This window comes from Candidatus Edwardsbacteria bacterium (genome assembly GCA_031082425.1).
GTDB lineage: Bacteria > Edwardsbacteria > AC1 > AC1 > EtOH8 > UBA2226.
In genome coordinates, this window is the sequence record JAVHLB010000001.1 from 234,660 (window position 1) to 259,910 (window position 25,251).

Below are 25,251 nucleotides of genomic sequence, written 5' to 3' on the forward strand. Positions count from 1 at the left end.
CCCCTGCCCCTCCCCCAAAGCATTGGGAGAGGGGTTTTCAATTATTGAACTTATTTTACATCTATGCTAAAATTACCGACATGAAAGACATCAAGCTGAAAAAAGTAGAGTGGCTGTACCTGTGGTTCATCCTAGGGCTTTCCCTGCTGACGGTGGTCTTCCTGCGCAAACTGGACGGCTGGCCCCAGATCTTCTATATCTACGGGCTGACCCTGGCGGCCTACGCCTTGGTGATATTTCTCAACACCCGCTGGCCCAATAAAATCACCAAGAGCCTGCGCCACCTGGCGCCCTACGCCGGGATCCTGCCGGTCTTCCAGAGCCTGGGCTTCATCACCCATTATATCCGGCCCGATCTGGACAGCTACCTGATCAGGATAGACTATGTCCTGTTCGGGGTCCATCCCACCGTCTGGCTGGAGCGTTTCACCGTCCCCTGGATGGTGGACGTGCTGGCCCTGGCCTATTCCAGCTACTATTTTCTGCCGGTGGTCCTGGCGGTCTTTTTGCACTTCGACCAGAAACATCACGAGCTGGAGCATCTCTTTTTGGCTTTGACCCTGGGTTTCTTCATCTCCTACGTGGGATATCTGCTGGTGCCGGCCGTCGGGCCGCGCTTCACCCTGACCGGCCAGCAGGCCGGCCCGGTCAAGGGCCTGTTCTGGGGCAACCAGATCCTGGATTTTTTGACCGCCAACGAGTTCAACAAAAGGGATTGTTTCCCCTCCGGGCACACCGGCATAACATTGATCGTGTTGTATTACGCCCATGTCCATCATAAAAAACTGTTCGCCTTCCTGCTGCCGGTGGGGATTCTGCTGATACTGGCCACGGTATTCTTAAGACTGCACTATGTGATAGACGTCATCGCCGGGTTCGGCCTGGCCGCGCTGGCCATTTTCATCACCGAATTGTGGAATCCGCATTTCATCCCGTCAAGGGATAAAAACAAAGAGGCCGCCCAAAATTAGGGCGGCCTTTGTATATAACCTTATTGGTTTATTTTTAGGAGAGGGTTTCAAACCCTCTCCTAAAAATTTAAATTCCGAACGTGGAACAATCAAACGATCTTTTTCTCATACACCCGGTAGGTCTTGTAGATCCTGGCCCCCACCGCCTCGGCCAGCCGGTTCATCATAGTATTGTTCTCCAGCACCCAGGACAGCTCCCCTGTCCGGTAGCCCTTTTTAAGACCGTTCTCGAACACCCGGCTGATCAGCCCGGCCTCGATGCCCCGATGCTGGTAGTCACCGACCACCCCGGCGGTCATCACCCTGGCATGGGTGATCTCTCTTTTGTGCCACAGGAACTTGATCATCTCCAGCGGGCCCATCCTGCCGTTCAGTTTTTTAATGACGTAATTGTAATCCGGCAGGGCCCACAGCGAGCCCACCGGCTTTTGCCCGTCGAAGGCGAAGATCACGAAATCGGCATCCACTATGTCCTTGAAATTTTCGGCATAATGGTCTATCTCGTGTTCGGTCAGGGGCACAAAGCCCCAGTTATGGCTCCAGGCCTGGTTGTAAACCTCCTTGAATATCTTCACCTCCTGGGCGAATTTTTTTTTATCGATGCTCCGGAAGGTGATGCCGTGGCGCTCCACCCTCTGGGCCAGCATCCTCACCCGCCGGCCGTCCATCTTCTCCACGTCGAAGAAGTAGGCATACATATCCATGGCCTTTTCCAGCCCGCAGCCCTCGATCAATTTGGGATAATATGACGGGTTGTAGGTCATCTCTATCACCGGCGGAGAATCGAAGGCGTCTATCAGCAGGCCGGCGGTATCGTTGGTGGTGAAGTTGAACGGGCCCCGGATGGTATCCATGCCCTGATCTTTAATCCATCTCCCGGCGGCGGCAACAAGAGCCGCGGCGGCATTCTGGTCATCCAAGCATTCAAAGAAGCCGAAAAAGCCGCATTTTTCGTTATGAAACCGGTTGCTGTTGTCGTCAATGTGCGCGGAGATGCGCCCGATGTTCTTGCCGTCCTTTTGGGCCAGAAAATAGGCGGCCCGGGCATGTTCGAAGAAGGCATTTCTCCCGGCGTCCAGCATCTTGCGCTGTTCGGCGATCAGGGGCGGCACCCAATTGGGATCGTGGCCATAGATCGTCCAGGGCAGTTTTATGAAATCGTCGACATCCGCCTGGCCGACCGCCTGTTTTATAATGATATTATCCGGCATGATTCCATTTTTGTGTTTTTCGTGGGCAAGTAATCGCCTTAACGGCTGCTATTTTATCAGATCACCCAGCCGCTGGAAACGGATATTCTTCCAGAACATCCAGAACGGCTCGCCGTTCTCCGAATCCCAGGACCAGTAGATGAACAGCGCCCGGCCCCTGAGCAGATCCTTGGGCAGCGGCCCCCAAAAGCGGGAATCCAGCGAGTTGTCCCGGTTGTCGCCCATGGCGAAGATGTTCCCCGGCGGCACCACCACCGGCCCGAAGTTGTCCCGCATCCAGCCCAGCTGGACGAACTTTCTTTCCTCCCAGGCCCTCTGATAATCCGGCTTCCAGATGTTCTTGACCGCATCCCTGTTCAGGCTGGCTTCCCGGGACTTGTGGACGGCATAGGGCTCGTCGGGCCGCTGGCCGTTGACATAGAGGTCCTTACCGATCAGCTCCACGGTGTCGCCCTCCACCGCCACGCAGCGCTTGATGAAATCGCGCCCGTCCAGCGGGTATTTGAACACCACGATATCACCGGGCACCGGCGGCCGGATCCCCGGCAGGACCGCCCGGTCGGTGAAGGGGATCTTGGTGCCGTAGATGAACTTGTTGACCATCAGAAAATCCCCCACCAGCAGGGTGTCCTCCATCGAGCCGGAGGGGATCTTGAAGGCCTGGATCAGCAGGCTGCGGATGATCAGGGCCATCACCGCCGCCCAGAGGATTAATTCCGTCCAGTCCCGGTACCAGGATTTTTTGCGGTTATCGTGAGCTTTCAGCATATCATATTTTGGTTCTTTGTTTTTAAATATTTAAGCCAGTATCTTGCCTATCCGCGTTATTCTGAACCTCTGCCAGAATCTGCTGAGCGGAGTATCGGACTGCTTGTCCCAGGACCAGTAGATGAACATCACCCTCCCCCGGATGTTCTTTTTGGGCAGCGGCCCCCAGTAGCGGGAATCGAACGATTCGTCCCGGTTGTCGCCCATCATGAAGTAGCAGTCCGGGGGGACCACCACCGGGCCGAAGTTGTCGCGCACCCAGTACCGCTCGGCGTTGCGCCCGCTCTCCCAGTCGTTCTGCATCATAAGGGGATTGATGGCTGCCTGCGGGAAGGGATATTGCTCGGGGTCGGTGTGCTGGATGAACGGCTGTTCCATTTTTTTGCCGTTCAGGTAGAGGTCCTTGTTCTTCACCTCGATGGTGTCGCCCGGCAGGCCGATGCAGCGCTTGACCAGGGTCAGGCCGTCGTAGGGGCTGCGGAAGATAACCATCTGTCCCGGCCGGGGCGAGGTCATGGGCAGAATGGTCTTGTCGGTGAAGGGGATGTGAAGGCCGTAGGTGAATTTCTCGGCGAACAGCCGGTCGCCCGGCAGGATGGTCTTCTCCATGGAGCCGGTGGGCACCTCGTAGGCCTCCAGCAGGAAGGGGTTGATGATGAACTTGACCACGACCACCGCAAACAGCAGCGGCCACAGCCAGTCGTGCCAGAATTTCTTAAATGAATTGTTTTTCATAATATCCAAAAATTTATAGTTTCTTTTTTTTAAACCTTTTTATTAAAGCCACGATTAAATAAGGTACTATAACGGCAATACAAACGCCAACACCAATACTTAAGGCTAAAATAACATACTTTACTGTGCCTGCTTGATATGACACATATGCCCAATAGAGCAATATTGTGATGCAAAATATCGCTGATACGATAGGCAATATATTATTTTTCATTTTACTACGCATAAGAAAAGAAGTTAATTATATTTATTAAGTGTGTAGTCGCAATTTAGCACTCAATGTAAATTAGATAGTTCCCTTTTTGAACTTGTCGTGAGGATAGTGAAGGTTGTCTTGGTAGCAAATAGTAATATCCTTCAATCTGTAAAGCACGGCGTCAATCTCAGAATGACATTGGTGCCTTGGTGTCTTGGTGGTTTAAAAAGTCCTCCTCGCTCGTCTCAGTCTCCAACCTTTAACACCGCCAGGAAGGCCTCCTGGGGGATCTCCACGTTGCCCACCTGCTTCATCCGCTTCTTGCCCTCCTTCTGCTTCTCCAGCAGCTTCCGCTTGCGGGTGATGTCCCCGCCGTAGCACTTGGCGGTGACGTTCTTGCGGTAGGCCTTGACCGACTCCCGGGCGATGATCCGGCTGCCGATGGCCGCCTGGATGGCGATCTCGTACTGCTGTCTCGGTATCAGCTTGCGCAGCTTACCCACCAGGGCCTTGCCCCACTCGAAGGAGTGCTGCTTGTGGACGATGGAGGACAGGGCATCCAGCGGATCGCCGTTGATCAGGATGTCCAGCTTGACCAGCTCCGATTCCCGGTACTCCAGCATCTCGTAATCCAGCGAGGCGTAGCCCTTGGACAGGCTCTTGAGCTTGTCGTAAAAATCGAAGATGATCTCGGCCAGCGGGAACTCGTAGAACAGGATCCCCCGGGTGGGGTCCAGGTATTCCAGCTTTTTGTAGATGCCCCGCCGGTCCTGCCCCAGCTTCATAATGTTGCCGATGAACTCGGCCGGCACCACGATCTCGGCCGCCACGTAGGGCTCTTCCACCTTCTCGATGCTGACCTCGGTGGGCATCTCGGCCGGGTTGTCCACCTGCAGGACGGTTCCGTCGGTCTTGTAGACCTTGTACTCCACGTTGGGCACGGTGTTGATCAGGGAAAGGTTGTACTCCCGCTCCAGCCGCTCCTGGACGATCTCCATGTGCAGCATGCCCAAAAACCCGCAGCGGAACCCGAAGCCCAGGGCTCCCGAGGTCTCGGGAATGTAGGACAGGGCCGAGTCGTTGAGCACCAGCTTGTCCAGGGCCTCCCGCAGTTCGGGGTACTGCTGGTTCTCGGTGGGATACAGCCCGGCGTAGACCATGGGCTTGACCTGCTTGTAGCCCGGCAGGGCCTCTTGGGCCGGATGCTCGGCGTCGGTGATGGTGTCGCCCACCCGGGCGTCGGAGACGGTCCGGATGCCGGCCACCACGTAGCCCACCTCGCCGGTCAGCAATATATCCTTGGGATACATGCCCAGCTTGAGGGTCCCCACCTCGGTGACCTCGAAGATCTTGTCGGTGGAGAACAGTTTTATCTTCATGCCTTTTTTCAGGCTGCCCTCCACCATCCGGATGTACGGCACCGCCCCGCGGTAGACGTCGAAGATGCAGTCGAAGATCATGGCCCGGGGCGGCCCCTCGGTCTTGCCCGAGGGCGCCGGGATCTTGTCGATAATTGTTTCCAGCAATGTCTCTATGCCTATCCCGGTCTTGGCGCTGACCAATAATATATCCTCATCATCGCATCCGATCAGTTCGACGATCTGCTGCTTGCAACGCTCCACCTCGGCCGAGGGCAGGTCTATCTTGTTGATCACCGGGATGATGGTCAGGTTGTGGTTGACCGCCTGGTAAAGGTTGGCCACTGTCTGGGCCTCCACCCCCTGGGTGGCGTCCACCACCAGGATGGCGCCCTCGCAGGCCGCCAGGGAGCGGGAGACCTCGTAGCCGAAATCCACGTGGCCCGGGGTGTCTATCAGGTTGAAGATGTATTCCTGCCCGCTCTGGGAGCGGTAGTTCATCTTGACCGGGTGCATCTTGATGGTGATGCCCCGTTCCCGCTCCAGGTCCATGCTGTCCAGCACCTGCTCCTGCATGTCCTTCTTCATGATGGACCCGGTGGTCTCCAGCAGGCGGTCGGCCAGGGTGGATTTCCCGTGGTCTATATGGGCGATGATGCAGAAATTTCGGATGTGATCTTGGGACAATTATTTATGCTCCTGAAAAATTATTTTGCCGCAAAGGCGCGAAGAACACCAAGGGTTATTAATATTGTTGCTTTTGAATAATAGTATCAACGATGTTTTTTTCGATTTCGCCGCGTTTGACCATTTCTTTTAATTCGCGTTTTGTCAGTAATTCTGCTGGATTGACAATCGTTTCAGCAACCAGCTCCAATCTAAATTCCCGCTGGGTATTCCATTCATCTCCTTTGGACATAGTTGAATTGGGAACCGCCACGATGTCGTTCTTACTTACCGATCCCAATAGACGATAGACAAAACCTTTTATAAAAGGGCCGGTATGTTTCCATTTTGCTCCGTTGCCAACCACCACCGCCGGTTTATGGGAAAATATTCGGGCAATTTCGAACCGTTGGGTTACCGTGCTTCCGGCTTTAAGCCTGGTCAATTTTTTGGGTGAGCCGTGATACCAGGGTTTGTCCGATCCAATTTGGTTAGACTTTTCCATGGCTGTTATTGGTTTAATATGATTACCGGCACGCAAATCATTGCTATCAATAATCATTATGGTCTTTTATCGATCCCAGCTCCCGCCCGCACTTCTCGCATTTTTCCTGATACCAGGTGAAGGGCGTTCCGCACCCGGGACAACTCCATTTACTCTTCTGCTCATCGAGCCAGAGCTCCAGTCCCTTGGCTTTTAACAAATCCAAGTTTTTGAACATCACGGCGCAGTGCGGCAGGACCTCTTTTACCCGCTCCACCATCTGGAGCCTTTCCTTGACCAGCCGGCAGGGATACTCGGAACACAGGATGCAGGCCTCAACCTTTTTGCCGGAGGCACAGGCCCTGATGCCGCATTTTTTACAGCCCTCGTACAGCGAATCCGTCTTGCAGCCCCGGCATTCCAGAGGGGCCGGCGGTATATTATCCCTCAACGGGGCCGGCAGGTCCTCCCATTTGGCCGGAAGGCCGGTGGCCAGGGCCTTTTTATGGGCCGCCACTATCTCGCAGGCCCCGCAATACAGCCCGCAGTATGAGCCGGGGTCGAACTCGGTCATATTTATCGCCTGTTTTTTTCTTTATACCCTTCGGCCGCCTTGACGAACCTCTCGAACAGCCTTCTCTGTTCCGGCATGGTTTCGGCGATCCGTTCGGGATGCCATTGCACCCCCAGCATGAATCCGCCGTTTCCGGATGACTCAATCCCCTCGATCACCCCGTCCGGGGCCCAGGCTGCGGCCTTAAGGCCCGGAGCCGGATCTTTGACCGCCTGATGGTGGACGCTGTTCACCGAGACCGAGGTGGAGCCCAGGATGGAGGCCAGGCAGGAATCCGGGGCGATACTGACCGAATGCGCCGCCTGATTGGGCAGGTCCTCCCGGTAATGATCGAAGGATGAGCCCTGCTCGTCGGCAATGTCCTGGTACAGCCCGCCCCCCAGGGCCACGTTCATTATCTGCATGCCCCGGCAGATGCCCAGCATCGGCATTTTCCTGTGGGCGGCCCGTCTGATCAGGGCCAGCTCAAAATCGTCCCGCAGCGGATTGAAGAACTTGGCTTTGGGGTGATTCTCGGCCCCCAGATGCTTGGCTTCAATATCGCCCCCGCCGATCAGCAACAGGCCGTCCATCATATCCAGGGCCTGGTCGCAGCGCTCGATGATGGACGGCACCACTATGGGATACCCTCCGGCCCCGGTGACGGCCCGGACGTAGGGCCCGGTCAGGATATGGTGATAGCTGGTCTGATCGGGGCTGCGCAGGGCGGTAAGCCCGATAATGGGATCTTTCATATGTTCTTTCATGGCCGCTGTTTGGTGGGTTGATCTTGGAGTAACCTAGGGGTTATCATATCATAATTTATGGTGTTTTCGCAAGCGACCATCCGGGTTTATTTGCACCTGGCGATACCCTGTTAGGCCTTTTGTTCAAGACTGTCGGGGACCTATTTCGTTTCCGGGAAAAATAAAAAAAACATTTGACAATCGGGAAGTATTTTGATATCATCCATATAGCCATATAGCTATATAAGCATATTGAAGGACGGCCGATGCAAAACCTGGTCAAAGTGTTCAAAGCCCTGGGGGACCGGAACCGGATAAGGATAATCAAGATGCTTCAGGAGAAGCCCATGAGTGTCAATGAGTTGACCGCGGTCCTGGGCATCTCCCAGCCCAGCGTTTCCCGCCACCTGCATCTGCTCAAGGGGGCCGGGTTGGTGGAGGACAAGCGGGACGCCCTGTGGGTCAACTACCGGCTTTCCGCCGCCACCGCCAATGAATATGTTCCGATCCTGCTTAAGCACATCACCCGGTGGGCCAATCAGGACAGCATGGTCAGCCAGGATCATAAAAAGATGAAAAAGGTGGACCGCCGGAAAATAAAAAAGGAGTGACGCGGCGAAGTTTCCCCTGGAAACGGGTCGCTTTTCCGGTGCCCGGTTCTGCTTGACAGGGCGGTTTTAATTAAGGTAAAATGATAATCTGTTCGAAGATTATTAAATAAATTTAACAATATCGACAAGGAGTCATTCAATGGCCAAGTACAAGATAGCCTGGCTGCCGGGCGACGGCATCGGCATCGAGGTGATGGAAGCCGCCAAAATAGTGCTGGATGCGGTCAAGTTCGACGCCGAATACACCCACGGGGATATCGGCTGGGAATTCTGGTGCAAGGAGGGCGAAGCTTTCCCCCAGCGGACCATAGATCTTTTGGGCAAGGTGGACGCCGCCATGTTCGGAGCCATCACCTCCAAGCCGGTCAAGGCCGCCGAGAAGGAACTCATTCCCGAGCTTCAGGGCAAAGGCATGGTCTACCGCTCCCCCATCGTCCGGATGCGCCAGCTGTTCGACCTCTACACCTGCCTCCGCCCCTGCAAGGCCTATCCCGGCAACCCGCTCAATTACAAGACCGACATCGACCTGGCCGTGTTCCGGGAGAACACCGAGGGGCTGTATTCCGGAGTGGAGTTCAACCCGGTGCCGCAGGAGATCAAAGACGCCCTGGCCAAGGCCTCCAAACCCTTCGCCGCCTTCAAGGACGTGCCGCTGGAGCAGTACGCCATCACCTGCAAGATCAACACCAAAAAGGGTTCGGAGCGGATAGTGCGGGCGGCCTTCGAGTACGCCAAGAAGTACGGCAAGAAGAAGGTGACCATCGTCCACAAGGCCAACGTGGTGCGGGCCACCGAGGGGCTGTTCCTGGAGATCGGCAAGGAGGTGGCCAAAGACTATCCCGGCATCCAATGCGACGACGCCAACGTGGACGCCATCTGCATGTGGCTGCTGAAGAATCCCATGAATTATTCGGTGCTGGTGGCCACCAATCTTTTCGGCGACATCATTTCCGACCTGTGCGCCCAGATGGTGGGCGGACTGGGCTTCGGCTGCTCCGGGAACATCGGGCAGAAGCTGGCGGTGTTCGAGCCCACCCACGGCTCAGCCCCCAAATACGCCGGGATGTACAAGACCAATCCCATCGCCACCATTCTGGCCGCCAAGATGATGCTGACCTGGCTGGGCGAGACCGAGAAGGCCGACAGGATAGAGGCCGCGGTGGCCGCGGTGATCGCCGAGGGCCGGGCCCGGACCTACGACATGGGCGGCGACACCAAGACCCTGGAAATGGCCCAGGCCATCGCCGATAAACTGTAAGGCCCCGCTTCGTAAGGGCAGGTTTTAAACCTGCCCCAATAGAAAACCATACGGGCGCATCGCAATGCGCCCGTACAAAATAATCAATGATAGGTAATTGATGCCTGAAATTTTCATTCACGAGGTGGGCCTTAGGGACGGCCTGCAGATCGAGAAACAATCGGTGCCCATGGACGTCAAGATCAAATGGATCGACGCCCTGATGGAGTCCGGCCTGGATATCATCCAGGTGGGCTCCTTCGTCCATCAGGTGAAGGTACCCCAGATGGCCGACACCGACTCCCTGTTCGAGCACTATGCCAAGAACGGCAAGCCGAACCCCAAGACCATCCTGTCCGGACTGGTGCTGAACGAAAAGGGTTTCGAGCGCGGCTTGGCCTGCGGGGTGGAGATGTTCTGCATGGGAGTCTCGGCCTCCGAGACCCACAGCCAGAAGAACACCGGGATGAGCCCGGACAAGGCCATGGACCAGATCCTGTCCATGGCCAAAAAGGCCCGGGACGCCGGCAAAAAGGTCCAGGCCTCGGTCCAGTCGGCCTTCGGCTGCGGCTTCGACGGCCCCATCCCCGAGGACAAGGTGCTGGCCATGGTCAAAAAATACCTGGAGGCCGGGATCAGGAACATCAGCCTGGCCGACACCGCCGGCCACGCCAATCCCCAGCAGGTGGAGCGGCTGTTCTCCGCCATCAGAAAGATGGACCCCAAGGTGGACCTGGCCTGCCATTTCCACAATACTTATGGGCTGGGAATGGCCAACTGCTATGCCGCCCTGAACGCCGGGGTAAAGTACATCGAGACGGCCTTCGGCGGACTGGGTGGCTGTCCCTTCACCAAGGTGGCGGCCGGCAACGTGCCCACCGAGGATCTGGTCCATTCCCTGCAGCGGGCCGAGCTTCGGACCGATATCGATCTGTTCCGGCTGCTGGATGTGGCCCAGGAGGTTTCCCTGTACTTTAACCGCGAACTGCCGGGCGCCGTGCTCAAGTCCGGTTCACTTATAAAACCGAGGCCGAAAAAAATGATGAATAATGTCCGGGTGCTGGACATGACCAACGTCCTGTCCGGCCCCTTCTCCACCATGCACCTGGCCCTGCTGGGCGCCGAGGTGATCAAGATCGAGAACCCCGAGGGCGGCGACCTGGCCCGCAAACTGGGGGCGGTCCCGGCCCTGAACCAGAAGCTGATGGGAACATCGTTCCTGGCCCAGAACGCCAACAAGAAGTCCATCACCTTAAATTTGAAGGCCGAGGAGGCCAAAGAGATCTTCCGCAAGCTGCTGAAGACCGCCGACGTGGTGGTGGAGAACTTCCGCCCCGGGGTGATGGACCGGCTGGGCTTCTCCTACGCCGAGATCAGGAAGATCAACCCCAAGATCATTTACTGCGCCATCTCCGGGTTCGGCCAGGCCGGACCCGACGCCTTCAAGCCGGCCTATGACCAGATCATCCAGGGCCTGTCCGGGGTGATGGACGTCAACGGCGACGAGCGCCTGCATCCCTTGCGGGCCGGCTTCCCGGTGTGCGACACGGTGGGCGGCCTCAATGCCGCCTTCGCCATCATGGCCGCTTTGTATTATAGGGAGAAGACCGGCCAGGGCCAGTTCATCGACATCGCATTATTGGACTCCATCATGCCCCTGATGGGCTGGGTGGCGGCCAATTTATTGATCGGCGGGCAGCAGCCGGTGGCCATGGGCAACGACAATTTCACCGCCGCGCCCTCGGGAACTTTCGTCACCAAGGACGGCTTCGTCAACATCGCCGCCAACCAGCAGAAGCAGTGGGAGGACCTGGCCACCGTGCTGGGCGTACCGGAGCTGTTGACCGATCCCAGGTTCCAGGAGCGGGACACCCGCAAGAAGAACCGAAAAGAGCTGACACCCCTGCTGGAGGACAAGCTCAAACAGCAGACCACCGACTTCTGGGTGGAGGCGCTCAACGCCAAGGGCATTCCCACCGGCGACATCTTCAGCCTGGAGAAGGCCCTCAACGCCGAGCAGGTGAAGTACCGCCAGACCATCGAGAGCATCCAGGATCCCGAGCTGGGCGAGCTGAAGCTGTTCAACCTTTCGGCCAAGTTCTCGGCCACCCCGGCCTCGATCGACGCCCCGCCGCCAACCCTGGGACAGCACCAGCAGGAGATCCTGACCCAGCTGGGCTATACGGCGGAAGAAATTAAGGCCATGAAGGATAAGGCGGCGATCTAAAAGAAAAGAGTTTGTCAGTGTTTGAACTTGAAACTGCCAGGTTACGAATCATCGCTTTGGATTATGAGCATTTTAAAATGCATCTGGAAAACAATGGTGATTTGCAAAGAAGGCTTCACCTGTCTGTAACTCAGGAAAAAGTGGAAGACTGGTTTGCTGAAGTGATGCAAAAGCCATTGCTGCTTGCAGAACAAGATCAGAATAATCAGTACTGGTATTCGAATTGGCAGATTGTCAGAAAAGATAAAAATTCCGTGATAGGTGGAATATGCTTCAAGGGCCCGGCCAATTCTTTCGGAAAAGTAGAAATTGGATATGGGATTGAAGAGCAGCATCAACGCCAGGGGTATGCCACGGAAGCAATTCAGGCAGTCGTAAAATGGGCTATGAGACAGGATGGGATAAACGCTGTTATTGCAGAAACTGATAAAGACAATATACCATCGCAGAGTGTTTTAGAAAAAAACGGGTTCGTCAAAACAGGAGAAGGTGATGAATTGATATTCTGGGAAAAATAGTTCATCGGTTTTTCAGGCCTATGATAATTTAGATATCCGAATTATATTACCAATCAATTAGGAGAATAATATGGGAATGACAATGGTCCAAAAGATCCTGGCCCGGGCCGTCGGCCAGGCGAAGGTACAGGTGAACGACGTGGTCGAGCCCAAGGTCAGCCTGGCCATGTCCCACGAGAACGGCGCACTGGTGATCAACCAATTCAACGAGATCTACAAAGACACCGGGATCGAGGCCAGGGTCTGGGATCCGTCAAAGATCGCCATCATCTTTGACCACCGGGTGCCGGCCGAGAGCTCCAAGACCGCCGGGAACCAGAAGAAGATCCGCGAGTTCGTGGCTAAACAGGGCATCACCAAATTCCACGACATCCGGGGCGATGAGGGCGGCATCTGCCATCAGATACTGCCCGAGAACGGCTACGTCCTGCCGGGATCGGTGGTGGTCGGCACCGACAGCCACACCACCAGCCACGGGGCCCTGGGCGCCTTCTCCTTCGGCATCGGGGCCACCGAGATGGCCGCGGTCTGGGCCCTGGGCAAGATCCTGAACGTGGAGGTGCCGGGGACCATCAAGGTGGTGGTCAACGGGACCCTGCCCAAGTACGTCGAACCCAAGGATATCATATTGCACCTGATCGGCAAGCTTTCCGCCGAGGGTGCCAACTTCAAGGTGATCGAGTTCCACGGCGAGACCATCAGGAAGATGTCCACCTCCGGCCGCCTGGTGCTGTGCAACATGACGGTGGAGGCCGGCGCCACCGGCGGCATCGTCCCGCCTGACGCTGAGACCGTGCGCTACCTTAAGGTAGAAGCCGGGGTCAAGAACATACCCGAGCTGTTCGGCCCGGATGCCGATGCGGTCTACGAGCAGGTGGTGGAGATCGACGCCTCAAAACTGGAGCCCCAGATCGCCTTCCCCCACACCGTGGACAACGTCAAGCCGGTCTCGGCCGCCAAGGGCATCATGGTCCAGCAGATCGTGATCGGCTCCTGCACCAACGGCCGGCTGGACGATCTGGCCATCGCGGCCTCCATCCTCAAGGGCAAGAAAGTGGCCCGCAGCGTCCGGATGCTGGTGTTCCCGGCCTCCACCCGTATCTACCAGCAGGCTTTGAAGAAGGGTTACGTGGAGACCTTCATGCAGGCCGGAGCGGTGGTGATGAACTCCGGCTGCGGCCCCTGCCTGGGCGTGCACCAGGGAGCCCTGGCCGACGGCGACAAGGCCCTGGCCACCACCAATCGGAATTTCAAGGGACGGATGGGCAATCCCAATGCCGAGGTCTACCTGAGCTCGGCGGCCACCGCCGCGGCCTCGGCCATAACGGGCGAGATCACCGATCCCCGCACTGTTATCACGAAAGCCCCTAAACCAAGCCCCGTTAAACGTTCCAAGGTAAAGGTTAAAGGTATTAAAACGGTTAAGCAAAAAATTATGGCCAAAAAGACCGTGAAAAAAGTCAGGAAAACTGCCAAGAAGGGGAGGAAATAAAGATGGGTAAAGTAGTATTGAAACTGGGCGCCGATATCTCCACCGATATCATTTATCCCGGCCGCTTTATGGCCACGGTGCTCCCCACCGAGACCCCCCAGTTCGCCTTCGTGGACGACGCCGCCTTCAACCAGAAGCTCAAAGCCAAGCAGATCGAGCCCGGCAGCTTCATCGTGGCCGACAAGAACTTCGGCTGCGGCTCCTCCCGGGAACAGGCTGCCTCCTGCCTGGTGGGCTGGGGCCTGAAGGTGATCGCCAAGAATTTTTCCCGGATATTTCTGCAGAACTCCATCAACGTCGGCCTGTACATGGTGATCTGCCCGACCATCGAGGCTGATCTGGGCGACGAGCTGGAGATCGCCAACGGCAAGGTGGTCAACAAGACCACCGGCAAAAGCTTCGATATCGTGCCCCTGCCCCAGGCCCGCCAGGCCATCATCGACGCCGGAGGGCTGATACCCTACACCAGAAAGATGGTGCTGGCCGGGAAAAAATAGGCGACTCTTGCCCACGAAAGGACACGAAAACATATTTTAGGCTTCTTGTATTGGGACATAAAAATCCCCCCGCCGAAGGCGGGGGGTTCTTATTTACAGCCTTTCAGCCGTTATCCAATTGCTTTTTCAGTTCGTAGACCTCATTGATATCTTTTCTCGCCAGAAAACTTTCCTTCAGCTCCGGCTCCAGCTGTCCGGTGATGGAATCTGTCTTTTCAATTGCTTTGGCAATGTTCTCTTTGGCCCGGGCCGTATCGCCCAGATGATGATCCGTTTTCGCCAGGTTATACCAGGCGTCGATCTCCAGCTCGATAGCCGAGACCGCCTCCTCGTCCTCGACGATCATGGTCCGGGACAGCACATCGGCCAGCAGGACCCGGGCTTTGCCCAGCAGGGACAGGTCCGGCCCCTCCGCCAGGGCCCGGCTGATGATGACCTTGGCGTTGAGCACCTGGTGGCGGTGGGTGTTGAACCTCTCGATCTCCAGCGATATCTGGATGGCCTTATCCAGGCAGGGGACGGCCTTTTCCGGCTGGCCCCAGGCCAGGTAGAGCTCGGCCATCTCGGCCAGGATGCTGGCCTCCTTGCCCCGGCCCTTGACCTCTCCGGCCACCTTCAGGGCTACGGCGAATTCCTTTTCGGCCTGCTGGTGGTCCCCGGTGCTCTGGCAGATCCGGCCCAGGCCGGCATGGCCGAAGGCATCGCCCACCAGGTTGTTGATCTTCTTGTTGATCTCCAGGTACCGGCCATAAAATTCCCGGGCCGGCCGGTATTTCCCCAGGGCATAATAGATCTCGCCCAGGTTGTTGCAGGAGATGGCCACCGACAGCAGTTCCCCGGATCGCTCGGCCATATTGAAGGACTTGAGCTGGTACTCCAGGGCCTGGGCAAACATCCCCCTGGCCTTGTAGATGCCGCTGAGGTTGTTGTACACCGAGCCGGTGCGCGACCCCTCCCCCAGTTCCTCCAGCAGTCCGATCTCCTTGTCGTAGTATCCGATGGCCCGGTCGTGCTCGCCGACGGTGCTGTCGATCAGGCCCAGGATGTGGTACAGCGAGGCCCTGGCGCTGGCGGTCTCCCGGTCGGTCTGGCCGTCCCTCATCTCCAGCACCAGGCCGGCCCCGTCGGTGAAGCTGCGGGCCCGCTCCAGGTAGCCCTGCCGGAAATATATCCAGGCCAGATTGCGGTAGGTGTGGAACAGGTCCAGGGAATCGGGGGTCTGGGACAGCCCCACGATGGCCTTCTCCAGGTAGACCACCGCCTCCTCGAAGCGGCTTTGTCTCAGCAGGTTCTCCCCCCGCTTGATCAGGATGATGTTCCGCTGCTGATCGGTATAAGCATTCTTCTCCAGCTCATCCAGCAGGGCGGCTGACCGGACCTTATGGCCCTTGGCGTCGGCCCGGTCGAACAAAATGATGCCGGCGGCAAACTTCTCCCTGGGGACCGCGGCCCTTTGGTATTTCTCCAGCAGGGCCGCCAGGTCGGGGTCGTCCTCAAACCATATTTCTGGTGATGTTTCGGCCATCTCATTTTCTTTTCTTGTTGAGCCATTGCAGGGGGTCCACCGGCTTGCCGCCCTTGCGGACCTCGAAATGCAGGATGGGCCCGTCCACCGAGCCGCCCACCGTCCCGATCTGCTGGAAGATCTCCACCCGGGAGCCGGTGGCCACCAGGATGTCGCTCAGGTTCCCGTAAAGGGTGTAGAAGCCCGACTGGTGGTCAATCAGCACCACGTTTCCGTAGCCGATGAACCTCTCGGCGTAGACCACCTTGCCGGCGGCCACCGACCGCACCGGAGCCCCGGCGGCCGAAAGGATGTCTATCCCGTTGTTCTGGATATAGGTGTTGTATTTTTCGTGTTTCTTCAGGCCGAAGCTGGAATACAGCTTTCCGTCGGCCGGCCAGTTCAGCGAGCCCTGGTTCCTCTCCAGATAGCTGGGAGCCGCCGGCACATGGGAATTGCGGCTGCGGGCCAGCTCCGCCTTGCGCTCCCTCTCCAGCTGGTCGATAATCCTTTGCAGTTTCCTGGCCGACTCCTGGAGCTCCCTGACCAGAGCCTCCTTGGATGTTTTCTCCCGCTGCACCCGGTTTAACAGTTTCTTCTGCTTGGCCTCTTCATCGCTCAGGTTGGAGGCCTCCCGCTCGGTCTCGCCCTTGACCTGGGCCAGGGTCATCAGCTTGCTCTCCCGGTCCTGTTTGTCCCGAACGATCAGGCGCTTTTTACTGTCGATGTTGTTATAGAGGCTCCGGTCCTGTTCGGTGATCAGGCTCATGTACTTGTACCTTTTGGCCATATCGGCGAAGGACCGCTCCGACACCAGAACCTCCCACTGGAAGAGCCCGCCTTTTTTATACATCTCCCTTAAGCGGACGGCCATCAGGGCCTCCTGTTTGGCCAGCTGTGATTCGGTGCTCAGCAGCTGCTCCCCCAGGCTCTTCAGGTCCTTGTTCAGTCGGGCTTCCTTCTGCCGCAGGGCGGACAATACCTGCCGGGTCAGGCGGACCTGCTCCGAGGTGCGTTCCAGCTGGCCCAGAATGCCCTTCTCCTGCCCCTTCAGTTCCGAGGCCCGGGCCCGGGCCTCCGACAGCTTGCGTTTAACTTCCTTAAGGGCATCCTCCTGATCGTCAATGCTTTGACCGGGGATGTTCGACGCCGTCAAGGCCAGAGCCAAAAACAAATATAAGATTTGTAGGGGTGCTTTTCTCATTCAGCTATTATTGATTTTCGGAAACAAGCGATATCTGCTCTCCGGCCTTTCGGATGATTATCTCGCCGAACAGGGAATCCTGCGCCACCTTCACCCGGCCCAGCCGGATCAGCTCCAGCAGGGCGAAGAAGGTGACCACGATCACCAGCTTGCGTCGTTCGTTGATAAAAAGATCGCTGAATTTCATTTGTGATCTCCCCTGGACCTCCCGGAGAATGAAATCGATCCTTTCTTCTATGGTGATATCCTCGCCCACTATCTCGTACAGCCTGACCTTGTCTATCCGCTCCACCACCTGGCGGAAGGCCGACAGCAGTTCGTACAGCCCCACCTCCGGCACCGGCGGCTCGGCGGCAACCTCCTCCTGCTTCTCTATTGCCCCCTTGGGCCGGGGGAACATCAGCCGCTGCACCTCTTCGCGGTCCTCCAGCCGGGAGGCGGCCTCCTTGAATTTCTTGTATTCCAGCAGCTGGCGCACCAGGTCCTGGCGGGGATCCTCCATCTCGCCCTCGATCTCCACGTGATGCGGCAGCAGGAGCTTGGATTTGATCTTCAGCAGGGTGGCGGCCATCACCAGAAACTCCCCGGCCAGTTCGATGTCCAGGGCCTTCATGATCTCGATGTACTCCAGGTACTGCTGGGTGATCCGGGCGATGGGAATGTCGTAGATGTCCAGCTCCTCCTGCCGGATGAGGTATAACAGCAGGTCCAGAGGGCCTTCGAAGATCTCCAGTCTTACCTGGTATGGTTGGTTAGGCATTTATTGTATTTGCTCCTTTATTTCTTGTCTTGTCACCCTGAGACAGGCTTCTTGTTCATCAAGCCGAACGGGTGACAGTTTTAATACTTATTTCCACACTTCAACCTACCGGGAGTAGCGTCATCTTAGTGTGACAATTTTCTGTTGTGCTGAGGGTGCTTCGCAACAAGATACGGTGAAGCTACCATTAATTTCCCGGCATTCTTTCTATTTCCTTTTCGTCCCAAGTGTGGATCGTTTGTGTTTGATCTGGAACTATCATTGCCTTTTTAGGGAAAAATCCATCATAAAAAACAAATCTAGGGTCTACTTGTAATTTAATATTATAAAAACCAGCTGTGTTGTCCCCCTGGGATTTACTTGTGGGTAATGTATCTAATCTAATTGAATCTTTTGAAGAAACAATTTGTGATTTGACTTTTGTAATTACCTTGGTTAAATAACCTCCCATTGTTGCTTGCAAGGAACAGATTTCTAACGAAATATTATCAATTACATACTTTCCGCTACTGTCTGTGTTTGTCCAGTTTGTGGTACCCAAAACTTGAATCATTACGCCTGGCAGTAGCTCCTTTGTTTCGGCATCGGTCACATTGCCCGTAATCTTTCCCGTATCGTCACTATATGTACTAGCAACGAAGAGAACTAACACAGAAACGATAAAACAAAAGGTAAATATTTTATTCATTGTCTTTAACCTCCCTTTAGGTGTTGCCTGCCCATACCTCCGTGTTTCTGTGCCTCCGTGTCAGAATTATTATGACTGCCCCATATGCTCCCTCAGATCCAGCTTCCTCAGCTTGGGCGCCAGACGGGCCACCGCAGCGGCCACCGCCAGGGTCATCCCGCTGTTGAACAGCAGGGACGGCACCAGGCCCATCAGCTTGGCCGCCACTCCGGACTCGAAGGCCCCGATCTCGTTGGAGGAGCCGATGAACACGCTGTTGACCGAGGCCACCCGGCCCCGCATGTTGTCCGGGGTGTACAATTGGACGATGGTGGAGCGGATCACCACGCTGATGTTGTCGAACAGCCCGGACAGGGCCAGCATCAAGAAGGCCAGGTAGAAATTCCGGGACAGGGCAAATCCGGCCATGCACAGCCCGAAGCCCGCCACCACCCACAGCAGTTTCTTCCCGGCGCTCTTCACCGGCGGATGGTGGGCCAGCCATAACGACATCACCATGGCGCCCACCGCCGGGGCGGCCCGCAAGAAACCCAGTCCCCTGGGTCCGGTGTTCAGCACGTCGGCCGCGAACATCGGCAGGATGGCCAGCGCCCCGCCGAACAGCACCGCGAACATGTCCAGCGACATGGCCGAAAGCAGCAGCTGGTGCTTGAACACGAACCGGATGCCGGTGGACAGGCTCTTCAGTATCGGCTCCTTGGTCCTGGGCCCGGTGATGGGATAGCCCCGGATGTTCAAAAAGGCGGCGAAGCTTATCAAGGACGAGGTTATGGCCGTGATATAGGCGGCGCTGACCCCGAAGAATCCGTATATCAACCCCCCCGCGGCCGGGCCGGACACCGCCGCTATCTGCCACACCAGGCTGGTCCAGGCCGAGGAGCGGGGATACATGGCGCGGGGCACGATCTGGGCGGCGATGGCCACATTGGCCGGATAGACGAAGCCCCGCACCGCCCCCAGGAAGAACATCACGGCGTAGATGGGAAAGACCCCCTTGTCCCGCAGTATGTGCGAGTGCTTCAAGCTGAGCAGCAGCAGGACCGCCCCTCCCAGCAGCAGCAGGAAATTGGTGACGATCAGGATCCTCCTGCGGTCCACGATGTCGGCCACATGCCCGGCGAACAGGGCCACGGCAAAGAACGACAGGGCCTCGGCCAGGCCCAGCAGGCCCAGGGCCATGGGGTCCTTGGTCAGCTGGTAGATCTGCCAGCCCACGATGACCGCGGTCATCTGGATGGAGATGGTGAGGAAGAAGCGGCCGAACAGGAATTTCCTGAAATCGGGTATCTTTAATACGTCGTAAGCCTGGGCCTTGGTGCTCATGAATTATTTATTTGTGTGATATTTCTTTTTTTAGCCCCGCCCTTAAGGCCGGGGCTAAGATATAATATCTATTTCGTCTTCATCACGAACACGCCGTCCCAGTTCTCCGGCGGCGGCAGGACCTTGAAATCCTCGCAGCGTCCGATGTAGGCCTGGCTGGGTCCGTCTTCGGGATCAACTTCCAGGGCCTGCCGGAACGTGGCCTCGGCCTGGTCCCACTGCTTGGCCCGGTAAAGCTCCAGGCCCTTCAGGTAGATCGCCACCGCCTTCTTTTTCTTTTCGCTGACGTCGGCCTCGGACAGACCCAGCAGTTCGTACACCCGCACCGGCTGTTCCTTACCCACCACCCGCAGCATGTCCAGCTCCCGCACCGGATACAGGCCCTTGACCTTAGCGTAGGTGAACTCCGACATCATGATGGCCGTGCCGTATTCCTTGTTGGCCCCCTCCAGCCGCGAGCCCAGGTTGATGGAGTCTCCCATTGCGGTGTAGCTCTTCTTCTTTTCCGAGCCCACGTTGCCCACCGTCACCATGCCGGTGTTCATCCCGAACCGGGTGAAAAGATTAGGCATGTTCCTCTTGGCCAGGTCGGCGTTGAGTATCTGCAGGCGCTGGTTCATGGCCCAGACACATTTGATGCAGGTCTCGGCGTGTTTGGGATCGTCGGTGGGGGCGCCCCAGAAGGCCATGATGGCATCGCCCTCGTACTTGCTGATGTAGCCGCCGTATTCCAGCACCACATCGGACATGGCCCCCAGGTACTCGTTGATCAGGGCGATCAGGCGTTCCGGGGTCCCCAGTTTCTCGGAGAAGCTGGAGAAGCCCTTGATGTCGGAGAAGAAGACCGTGACCTCCTTTTTGTCGCCGCCCATCAACAGCATCTCGGGATTGGCCATTATCTTGTCCACCAGATCCTTGGACATGTAGCCCTGGAACATGTTCTTGATCCATACCTTCTGTTTCTCCTCGGTCAGATAGCGATACCCCAGGATGGCCATGTTGGTAAACAACAGCACCGTTATCGGCCGCACGATCTCCACCCATATCAACGAATGGCTGAACAGGATCAGGGCTGTTACAAAATAACTGGCCACCAGGCCAAAGAGGATCACGCCGGATATGATCGGCTTAAAGCGCAGGGAGACAAATACCGTTAACAGTCCGAAGAATATCAGCAGGCCCAGCTGGATATGCCAGGGAACGACCTGCACGTACTTTCCCGACAGCAGGGTCTCCATGATATTGGCGTGGATCTCCGGTCCGGGGAAGGTGTTGGAGAAGGGCACCACCCGCAGGTCCATCAGGCCGGCGGCGGTGGCCCCGATGATCACTATCTTGTCCTTGAAATACTCCGCCGGTACATTCTCGGTTAGGACGTCGGAATAAGATATGTAGCGGAATTTCTTGAATTGTCCGAAATAGGTGATCAGCATCCGGCCGTTCTGGTCTATTGGTATCTTCAGTTTGTCACCGGCCCGAATATACCTGCCCAGCTCTACCGTTATCTGGTCTTTAGTAATCCCCAGCTTGTCGAGCACGATCTGAAAATCCATCGAGGCGTAATTGCGGTCGTTGAGGGCCAAAAACAGCGGCTGCCGGCGGGCCACCCCGTCATCATCCGGCTCGATGTTGTAGTAACCGGTGCCCCGGGCCGATTCCAGAAGGACCGGCACCGGAGGAGAAAGAATGGCCACCTGATAGAGGTCCCCGGCGGAGTTTATGTATTTATATTTTTCGGTAACTTCGTCGGGGAGGGTGAAGGCCCATTGCCGGGTGATCAGGTCCGAACTGTCGTTGGGCACTCCGCTGGAAAGATAGAACGGGAAATAGGTTATTCCAGACTGACCGGTCACCGCCCCGAAATCCTGGTCGTACCCCCAAGCCTCTAGCACTGTCTGGATCACTTCCGCCGACGGCAGGGTTTTTTGCTTCTTGGGTGTCAAAGAAACAAGCTTCTGGTGGATCTGATCGGCCTTGGTGTCCTTATAAAGCTGGACCATGTTGGGGGTCAGGCTGTCGGACTCAATGAACAGGATATCAAAGGCCACCGCCGCCGCCCCGCCCTGGGCCAGGTAATCGGCCACTTTGGCGTGGTATAACCGCGGCCAGTTGTAGAACCGTCCCAGCTGAGCCAGGGAAACATCGTCGATATCCACTATGATGACGTCATCGATATCCTGTTCGCCCACTTGTCCCATTTTCATCCAATAGCGAAAATCATATGTTTTATTCTCCATCCCCTGAAACAATCCGGGAAATAGATACGATACCGCCAGCACCACCGCCACCACGCCGATACCCACCAGGGCCCCGGTGGTCTTTTTGCTCCTGATGACATTGCTCATTTATTCTCCTCCTTCTCCAAAGCCGATACGAAGGCTTCCACCAGTTTGGGATTGAACTGGGTCCCGCTGTCCTGGCGCAATCTTCGAACCGACTCCTCCATCCCCAGCCCTTTCCGGTAGGGCCGGTCGGAGTTCATGGCATCGTAGGAGTCGCCCACGCAGATGATCTGGGCGTCCATCGGCACCTGGTCGCCGGACAGGCCGGCCGGATATCCCTTGCCGTCCAGCTTCTCGTGGTGATAGCGCACCCCGGGGATGATGGCCTTCATCTGCTTGATGGGCTCCAGGGCCTCGGCCCCCTTGTTGGGATGGTCCTTGACGATGGCGAATTCCTCGGCGGTCAGGCCGGAGGGTTTCTTGAGGATGGCGTCCGGCATCCCGATCTTGCCCACGTCGTGCAGCAGGGCCGCCAGCTCCAGGCGCTTGCGGTCCTCGCTGCCGAAGCCCAGCTGGTCGGCTATCATCAGGGCATACTTGGTGACCCGGGAGGAATGGCCGGCGGTGTAATCGTCCTTGGCGTCTATCAGGCTGACCACGGTGCGGATGGAGTTCAAAAACAGCTCCTGCAGGTCGGTGTACAGGCTGGCGTTCTCGATGGCCACCGCCGCCTGGCGGGCCAGGGTCTCGAACAGTTCCACGTCCTCCCGGGAGAACAGGCCGCCCTTCTTGTTGAGCACCTGGGCCACCCCGATCAGCTTGTTCTTGGGCTTCAGGGGGACGGTGATGGCGTTGCGGGTGTGGAATTTTGACTTCTCGTCCACCTTGGAGTAGAAGCGGGGGTCCCGGGTGACGTCCGGCACCAGCAGGGTCTGCATGTGCTCGGCCGCCCAGCCCACCATCCCCTTGCCCCAGGGCACCCGGATCTGCTTGACCGCATCGCCGGCATCGCCGGTGGCGATCTCGAAGAAGAACTCGTGCTTCTCCTCGTCGTACAAAAATATGGAGGAGGCCTCGGCGTCGATGACGTCCTTGGCCACATTCATCACCGTCTCCAGCACCCTTTTGACATCCAGCGAGGAGGAGATCAGGGCTGACGTTTCGGCCATGGCCGAGATGCGCTCCACCTTCTCCCGGGCCTCGGAATACAGCCGGCTGTTCTCTATCAGGGTCGACAGGTGGGCTCCCAGCAGTTCGATGATCTCCAGGTCGTCGTCGTTATAGTCCTCCTCCCTCAGCTTGTTGATCAGCTCCACCACCCCGATCACCTCGGCCCTGGATTTCAACGGCACGCACAGGATGCTGCGGGTGGGGAAATCCACATTGTCGGCGATCTCCTTTTTCCACTTGGGCTCGGAGGCCACATCGTTGACGGTCAGCGGGATGCCGGTCTTGGCCACCCAGCCGGCGATGCCCTGCCCGACGGGGATCTCCAGGCCCTCCAGCTTGGCGGAGGCCGATCCCTTGACGATGGAGAATTTCAAAGTTGTGCGATCGGAGGACAGGAGCAATAAGGACCCGGCTTCGGAGGGCGCGATCTCCGTCACCAGGTCCATGGCCCGGTCCAACAGCGGCTGGACGTCGAAGGTGCTGGCGGCGATCTCGTTGACCCTTTGGAGCACCTTCAGCTTCATCTTGAGGCTGGAGAGCTCGCTCTTGGCGGTGGGCATCAGGGCCATTCGGCGCGAGACGGCCCCGTGGACGGGTTTTTTCTTCTTGGGCGCAGGCATGGCATCCCTCCCTGAAAAGGCATTATGATTGATTATATTGTCTAAGTGATTTGGCAAAGAGGTTTTAACATCTTATTTTATAACAACCTCCGGTTTAAAGCAAGCATTAATTATGCATAAAATATCGGGCGATAAAATCCGGCAGAATATTAACCACTAAGGCACCAAGACACAAAGCTTTTTTAACCTTTGGCATAGCGTCATTACGAGAAAGCAACCTTAATTTTCAGACGAAATAATCTGGTTTATATTGCAAAGACATGACGGCGTACTGTCCCTAATTAGAAATATCGAAGGGGCCGGCCTCAGACCCAACCCCGTTTCAGCCGGTTCCCGCATCATTGCGAGAAAACTCCGAAGATGTGCAAATGAAGCAATCTGTCTTGGTCATTCCCTAGCAATAAAAAAGCCGGTCGCCAGACCGGCTGTAAATTTGTTTTATTGATCCTCTCGACCCCGGGCGTTCTATTACCTATATCTTAACCACTCTTTCCTCTTTCAGCGAAAGGCTCACCGCCGCCAGGATCTTCACCACCTCCAGCCCGTTCTGCCCGTCGCTTATGGGCTGCTTGTGTTCACTGACGCATTCGATGAAATGCCCGGCCTCTATCTTCAGTGGCTCCTGCATCTTGAAATAGGGGATGTGGATGTCCCCGTCCCTGAGGGTCAGCACCTCGTCATAGCTGCCGTAGCGCTTCTCCTGGTTGACCCCCTTGTCGTAGATCCGGATCTTCTCGGTGGCCTCCATGTCGTCGAAGGTCACCATCTTCTTGCTGCCCACCACCGTGAATTTTCGGATCTTGTGGGGGTCCAGCCAGCTCACCTGGGCCTGGGCCACCTGCCCGCCGGGGAAATCCAGCGAGAAGAACACCACGTCCTCGATGCCCTTCTGCAGGAAGCATTTTCCGTTGGCCAAAGCTTGGGCCGGGTTCTGGTCCATCAAATAGAGCATCACCGAGATGTCGTGGGGGGCCAGGCTCCACAGGGCGTTCTCGTTCTGGCGGATGGCGCCCAGGTTGACCCGGGTGGAGTACAGGTACAGTATCTGCCCCAGCTCGCCCGATTTCACCAGCTCCTTCAAATACCTGACCGCCGGATGGTACAGCAGCAGGTGACCGGTCATCAGTATCAGATCCTTGTCCTTGGCGATCTTCACCAGCTCCTCGGCGTCCTTGACATTGAGGGCCAGCGGCTTCTCCACCATCACGTGCTTGCCGGCCTCCAAAGACATTTTGGCCAGGGCGTGGTGCGATTCGGAATTGGTGGCGATCACCACCGCATTGAGAGCCTTGTCCTCCAGGGCCGATTTAAGGTCCCCGGACGTTTTGGCGGTCTGGGAGAAACTTTTTGCCCTTTGAAGATTTTTGGGGCTGGCGTCCACCAGCCAGGCCAAAGAAGCCCCGGGCAGGTTGGCATAGGTCCGGACCTGGTTGATGCCCCACTGGCCGCAGCCCACCACCGCTATTTTAATGTCAGACATTTTGGTTATT

22 protein-coding genes are annotated in these 25,251 nt (G+C 56.8%); 7 read left to right on the plus strand and 15 right to left on the minus strand.

Features of this window, described 5'->3' with window-relative positions; genetic code table 11:
- The first annotated feature begins 44 nt into the window (after window positions 1-44).
- Entirely contained in the window at window positions 45-971 is a 927-nt protein-coding gene (locus tag RDU76_01145; GenBank protein MDQ7797533.1) for a phosphatase PAP2 family protein, read from the plus strand.
- A gap of 89 nt (window positions 972-1,060) precedes the next feature.
- Here the strand turns inward: RDU76_01145 and RDU76_01150 are convergent, their stop codons facing one another.
- The 7 genes from RDU76_01150 to RDU76_01180 form a co-directional block, all read right to left on the minus strand.
- Window positions 1,061-2,182, minus strand: coding sequence for an N-acetyltransferase (locus RDU76_01150; GenBank protein MDQ7797534.1), 1,122 nt, complete (start codon window positions 2,180-2,182; stop codon window positions 1,061-1,063).
- Between the two features lie 48 nt (window positions 2,183-2,230).
- Entirely contained in the window at window positions 2,231-2,950 is a 720-nt protein-coding gene (gene lepB / locus RDU76_01155) for a signal peptidase I (protein MDQ7797535.1), read from the minus strand.
- Between the two features lie 30 nt (window positions 2,951-2,980).
- Window positions 2,981-3,685 carry a signal peptidase I gene (gene lepB / locus RDU76_01160; protein MDQ7797536.1) on the minus strand — a complete coding sequence of 235 codons (705 nt, stop codon included), beginning with the start codon at window positions 3,683-3,685 and terminating at the stop codon, window positions 2,981-2,983.
- Window positions 3,686-4,126: 441 nt separating this feature from the next.
- A complete protein-coding gene (gene lepA, locus RDU76_01165; GenBank protein ID MDQ7797537.1) occupies window positions 4,127-5,926 on the minus strand; it encodes a translation elongation factor 4 in 1,800 nt (599 codons plus the stop codon).
- Window positions 5,927-5,984: 58 nt separating this feature from the next.
- Complete coding sequence (locus RDU76_01170) at window positions 5,985-6,467, minus strand: hypothetical protein (GenBank protein ID MDQ7797538.1); 483 nt, start codon at window positions 6,465-6,467, stop codon at window positions 5,985-5,987.
- A complete protein-coding gene (locus RDU76_01175; protein MDQ7797539.1) occupies window positions 6,457-6,963 on the minus strand; it encodes a DUF3795 domain-containing protein in 507 nt (168 codons plus the stop codon). The genes RDU76_01170 and RDU76_01175 overlap by 11 nt, the downstream gene beginning before the upstream one ends.
- 2 nt (window positions 6,964-6,965) lie before the next feature.
- The gene (locus RDU76_01180) at window positions 6,966-7,697 is read right to left on the minus strand and encodes a gamma-glutamyl-gamma-aminobutyrate hydrolase family protein (protein ID MDQ7797540.1); all 732 of its coding nucleotides are present in this window, start codon (window positions 7,695-7,697) and stop codon (window positions 6,966-6,968) included.
- Between the two features lie 257 nt (window positions 7,698-7,954).
- Here RDU76_01180 and RDU76_01185 point away from each other — a divergent pair, with 257 nt between their 5' ends.
- The 6 genes from RDU76_01185 (at window position 7,955) to leuD (ending at window position 14,270) form a co-directional block, all read left to right on the plus strand.
- Window positions 7,955-8,299, plus strand: coding sequence for a metalloregulator ArsR/SmtB family transcription factor (locus RDU76_01185; GenBank protein ID MDQ7797541.1), 345 nt, complete (start codon window positions 7,955-7,957; stop codon window positions 8,297-8,299).
- A 139-nt stretch (window positions 8,300-8,438) separates the two neighbouring features.
- Window positions 8,439-9,557, plus strand: coding sequence for an isocitrate/isopropylmalate dehydrogenase family protein (locus tag RDU76_01190; GenBank protein ID MDQ7797542.1), 1,119 nt, complete (start codon window positions 8,439-8,441; stop codon window positions 9,555-9,557).
- A gap of 100 nt (window positions 9,558-9,657) precedes the next feature.
- Entirely contained in the window at window positions 9,658-11,763 is a 2,106-nt protein-coding gene (locus tag RDU76_01195) for a hydroxymethylglutaryl-CoA lyase (protein ID MDQ7797543.1), read from the plus strand.
- Window positions 11,764-11,780: 17 nt separating this feature from the next.
- The gene (locus RDU76_01200; protein MDQ7797544.1) at window positions 11,781-12,281 is read left to right on the plus strand and encodes a GNAT family N-acetyltransferase; all 501 of its coding nucleotides are present in this window, start codon (window positions 11,781-11,783) and stop codon (window positions 12,279-12,281) included.
- A 70-nt stretch (window positions 12,282-12,351) separates the two neighbouring features.
- Complete coding sequence (locus tag RDU76_01205; GenBank protein ID MDQ7797545.1) at window positions 12,352-13,773, plus strand: 3-isopropylmalate dehydratase large subunit; 1,422 nt, start codon at window positions 12,352-12,354, stop codon at window positions 13,771-13,773.
- Window positions 13,774-13,775: 2 nt separating this feature from the next.
- The gene (leuD, locus tag RDU76_01210; protein MDQ7797546.1) at window positions 13,776-14,270 is read left to right on the plus strand and encodes a 3-isopropylmalate dehydratase small subunit; all 495 of its coding nucleotides are present in this window, start codon (window positions 13,776-13,778) and stop codon (window positions 14,268-14,270) included.
- A 103-nt stretch (window positions 14,271-14,373) separates the two neighbouring features.
- Here leuD and RDU76_01215 read toward each other — a convergent pair whose 3' ends face one another.
- The 8 genes from RDU76_01215 to RDU76_01250 form a co-directional block, all read right to left on the minus strand.
- Window positions 14,374-15,795, minus strand: coding sequence for a tetratricopeptide repeat protein (locus RDU76_01215; protein ID MDQ7797547.1), 1,422 nt, complete (start codon window positions 15,793-15,795; stop codon window positions 14,374-14,376).
- Between the two features lies 1 nt (window position 15,796).
- Window positions 15,797-16,930 (minus strand): peptidoglycan DD-metalloendopeptidase family protein, encoded by a 1,134-nt coding sequence (locus tag RDU76_01220; protein MDQ7797548.1) that lies wholly within the window; start codon window positions 16,928-16,930, stop codon window positions 15,797-15,799.
- A 55-nt stretch (window positions 16,931-16,985) separates the two neighbouring features.
- A complete protein-coding gene (locus RDU76_01225; protein ID MDQ7797549.1) occupies window positions 16,986-17,738 on the minus strand; it encodes a segregation/condensation protein A in 753 nt (250 codons plus the stop codon).
- A 187-nt stretch (window positions 17,739-17,925) separates the two neighbouring features.
- The gene (locus tag RDU76_01230; protein MDQ7797550.1) at window positions 17,926-18,426 is read right to left on the minus strand and encodes a carboxypeptidase-like regulatory domain-containing protein; all 501 of its coding nucleotides are present in this window, start codon (window positions 18,424-18,426) and stop codon (window positions 17,926-17,928) included.
- A gap of 69 nt (window positions 18,427-18,495) precedes the next feature.
- Entirely contained in the window at window positions 18,496-19,749 is a 1,254-nt protein-coding gene (locus RDU76_01235; protein MDQ7797551.1) for an MFS transporter, read from the minus strand.
- A 68-nt stretch (window positions 19,750-19,817) separates the two neighbouring features.
- Window positions 19,818-22,094, minus strand: coding sequence for a CHASE2 domain-containing protein (locus tag RDU76_01240; GenBank protein MDQ7797552.1), 2,277 nt, complete (start codon window positions 22,092-22,094; stop codon window positions 19,818-19,820).
- Entirely contained in the window at window positions 22,091-23,761 is a 1,671-nt protein-coding gene (locus tag RDU76_01245) for a GAF domain-containing protein (GenBank protein ID MDQ7797553.1), read from the minus strand. The genes RDU76_01240 and RDU76_01245 overlap by 4 nt, the downstream gene beginning before the upstream one ends.
- Before the next feature lie 472 nt (window positions 23,762-24,233).
- Window positions 24,234-25,241 (minus strand): Gfo/Idh/MocA family oxidoreductase, encoded by a 1,008-nt coding sequence (locus RDU76_01250; GenBank protein MDQ7797554.1) that lies wholly within the window; start codon window positions 25,239-25,241, stop codon window positions 24,234-24,236.
- Window positions 25,242-25,251 lie beyond the last annotated feature (10 nt).

Bases quoted from the DNA above. Each gene is read 5' to 3' on its own strand.
- leuD (MDQ7797546.1), top strand. From the start codon at position 13,776: ATGGGTAAAGTAGTATTGAAACTGGGCGCCGATATCTCCACCGATATC.
- RDU76_01175 (MDQ7797539.1), bottom strand. From the start codon at position 6,963: ATGACCGAGTTCGACCCCGGCTCATACTGCGGGCTGTATTGCGGGGCC.
- RDU76_01195 (MDQ7797543.1), top strand. From the start codon at position 9,658: ATGCCTGAAATTTTCATTCACGAGGTGGGCCTTAGGGACGGCCTGCAG.
- lepB (MDQ7797535.1), bottom strand. From the start codon at position 2,950: ATGCTGAAAGCTCACGATAACCGCAAAAAATCCTGGTACCGGGACTGG.
- RDU76_01185 (MDQ7797541.1), top strand. From the start codon at position 7,955: ATGCAAAACCTGGTCAAAGTGTTCAAAGCCCTGGGGGACCGGAACCGG.
- RDU76_01230 (MDQ7797550.1), bottom strand. From the start codon at position 18,426: ATGAATAAAATATTTACCTTTTGTTTTATCGTTTCTGTGTTAGTTCTC.
- RDU76_01205 (MDQ7797545.1), top strand. From the start codon at position 12,352: ATGGGAATGACAATGGTCCAAAAGATCCTGGCCCGGGCCGTCGGCCAG.
- RDU76_01225 (MDQ7797549.1), bottom strand. From the start codon at position 17,738: ATGCCTAACCAACCATACCAGGTAAGACTGGAGATCTTCGAAGGCCCT.
- RDU76_01190 (MDQ7797542.1), top strand. From the start codon at position 8,439: ATGGCCAAGTACAAGATAGCCTGGCTGCCGGGCGACGGCATCGGCATC.
- lepB (MDQ7797536.1), bottom strand. From the start codon at position 3,685: ATGAAAAACAATTCATTTAAGAAATTCTGGCACGACTGGCTGTGGCCG.
- RDU76_01215 (MDQ7797547.1), bottom strand. From the start codon at position 15,795: ATGGCCGAAACATCACCAGAAATATGGTTTGAGGACGACCCCGACCTG.
- RDU76_01250 (MDQ7797554.1), bottom strand. From the start codon at position 25,241: ATGTCTGACATTAAAATAGCGGTGGTGGGCTGCGGCCAGTGGGGCATC.
- RDU76_01240 (MDQ7797552.1), bottom strand. From the start codon at position 22,094: ATGAGCAATGTCATCAGGAGCAAAAAGACCACCGGGGCCCTGGTGGGT.
- RDU76_01245 (MDQ7797553.1), bottom strand. From the start codon at position 23,761: ATGCCTGCGCCCAAGAAGAAAAAACCCGTCCACGGGGCCGTCTCGCGC.
- RDU76_01150 (MDQ7797534.1), bottom strand. From the start codon at position 2,182: ATGCCGGATAATATCATTATAAAACAGGCGGTCGGCCAGGCGGATGTC.
- RDU76_01180 (MDQ7797540.1), bottom strand. From the start codon at position 7,697: ATGAAAGATCCCATTATCGGGCTTACCGCCCTGCGCAGCCCCGATCAG.
- RDU76_01170 (MDQ7797538.1), bottom strand. From the start codon at position 6,467: ATGATTATTGATAGCAATGATTTGCGTGCCGGTAATCATATTAAACCA.
- RDU76_01235 (MDQ7797551.1), bottom strand. From the start codon at position 19,749: ATGAGCACCAAGGCCCAGGCTTACGACGTATTAAAGATACCCGATTTC.